Below are 551 nucleotides of genomic sequence, written 5' to 3'. Positions count from 1 at the left end.
TGGTTCACCTTCGACGCCCGCCACAACATTCCCCGCAGGGGCCGCATCCTGATGGGCACCGGCCGCGATGCCGCAGACGTCGCGCTCTCGACCAGCTTTGGCCGGATGGAGTTGAAGAAGTTCCTGGTGGTTAGCGATGAGGTCGTGAAGGCAGGGTGAGCCGTTGCGCCTGCCTCGTCATTGCCAGCGCAGCGAAGCAATCCAGAATCTTCCGCAGGGACAGTCTGGATTGCTTCGTCGCAAGAGCTCCTCGCAATGACGGAGTTCAGAGGCTATAGACATTTCCATGACCTCCGATCGTCTCTTCGTCTACGGCACCCTGATGATGCGCGGCTTCGACCATCCGATGGCGCGGCTGCTCGCGGGCCACGCGGATTTCCTTGGCGAGGCGACCTGTCGCGGCCGGCTCGTTCTGGTGAAGCATTATCCGGGACTGCTGTTATCGGACGCAACCTCCGAGGTCGTCCATGGCGAGCTGTTCCGCCTTCACGTGCCGGAAGAGTTGCTGCGCGAGCTCGACATGTACGAAGCCTGCGGCGAGGGCTTTGCGG

Annotated in this window: 1 protein-coding gene; it reads left to right on the top strand. The window is 62.3% G+C overall.

Features of this window, described 5'->3' with window-relative positions; genetic code table 11:
• Positions 1–286: 286 nt before the first annotated feature.
• Positions 287–551 (top strand): gamma-glutamylcyclotransferase (locus KBX53_RS35330; RefSeq protein WP_210864072.1); only part of this gene is annotated, 265 nt, incomplete at its 3' end.

The organism is Micromonospora sp. M51, assembly GCF_018070305.1.
Taxonomy (GTDB): Bacteria; Actinomycetota; Actinomycetes; order Mycobacteriales; family Micromonosporaceae; genus Micromonospora; species Micromonospora parva.
Note: the sequence above shows the minus strand (reverse complement) of the source record. Positions and strands in the feature narration are given on the sequence as shown.